Below are 944 nucleotides of genomic sequence, written 5' to 3'. Positions count from 1 at the left end.
CAGCACGTTCCAGCACCTGCTGAAAGCCAGTGTCATCATCGCGTTCCAGCCACACCGCCGGCCAGGCCGGAAAATGCACCAGCGTGGCATGGCACCCGACATCCACTCCCAGGGCACTGCACCACGCCTGTTTAATCATCCCGGCCAGTGATCCCGGAGCACGGTAATCACCGGCACGACACCAGGTATCCCGGTTAACCAGCAGCATCAGGTGATAGTGTTTTTTACCTTTGCACTCCCCAAACTCCCGGGCCCAGACGTAATGCAGGGTTGTGGGATGCACGCGTTTACCTTCCCGATGCTTACGTTTCTGGTAAGCGTCGATTCGGGCTTTCAGGGCATTGATGAAGCGGGATATCACAGCCGCGTCCGTTGCTGCCGGTACATCCGGGAGACGCAGATCAACCCGCAATGCCGTCAGACGGGGATGAACATCCAGTGCGTGCCGCACCGTCTCACGAATACGTTGCTGCCAGAAGGGGTTGTATTTGTAGGTCATGGTTAAATCTCCGTATGGTTTCGTTCATACGGATTAACCACGCCGTAAAAAATGCGCAGAGTCCCTGAAGTGATCTCCAACCAGGCAATATCTCAGGCACTCTGAGATAACCCGAACGGTCGTCTCCGGACTGACGGTTGAATTTTCAGCGTTGTTTTTTTAATGTAAAAAACCGGTTACGGGTAAGGCTGTGAGGAGGGAGTGATGGTGATACGCAAAAAGAAGTGCAGGGACTGTGGAAACGCGATTACTCATAATACAGTGTGTTGCCCGTATTGTGGTTCTGTCGACCCCTTCGGCTATTACCGGAATACAGACCGTATCGTTACCATACTGCTGGCACTGATTATTGTGGTCCTGCTGACTACTGTCAGCGTCAGTGTGTATATACTGTGTAGCTGGTGAGATAACGGTTCATGTATCCCCTGAGCTGACAGTGTACCGG

Annotated in this window: 2 protein-coding genes; one reads left to right on the top strand and one right to left on the bottom strand. The window is 53.1% G+C overall.

Annotated elements, in window-relative coordinates; all coding sequences use genetic code 11:
- Positions 1 to 499 (bottom strand): inovirus Gp2 family protein (locus tag BEB54_RS28100; RefSeq protein WP_097346674.1); only part of this gene is annotated, 499 nt, incomplete at its 3' end.
- Between the two features lie 204 nt (positions 500 to 703).
- Here BEB54_RS28100 and BEB54_RS29645 point away from each other — a divergent pair.
- Positions 704 to 904 (top strand): hypothetical protein, encoded by a 201-nt coding sequence (locus BEB54_RS29645; RefSeq protein WP_001297900.1) that lies wholly within the window; start codon positions 704 to 706, stop codon positions 902 to 904.
- The last annotated feature ends 40 nt before the right edge of the window (positions 905 to 944 follow it).

This window comes from Escherichia sp. MOD1-EC6021 (assembly GCF_002965245.1).
Classification (GTDB): domain Bacteria; phylum Pseudomonadota; class Gammaproteobacteria; order Enterobacterales; family Enterobacteriaceae; genus Escherichia; species Escherichia coli_F.
This window is presented reverse-complemented; position numbering and strand designations above follow the sequence as displayed.

What these genes read in the sequence shown, in the direction of transcription:
- BEB54_RS29645 (WP_001297900.1), top strand. Translation starts at nt 704, where the DNA reads ATGGTGATACGCAAAAAGAAGTGCAGGGACTGTGGAAACGCGATTACT.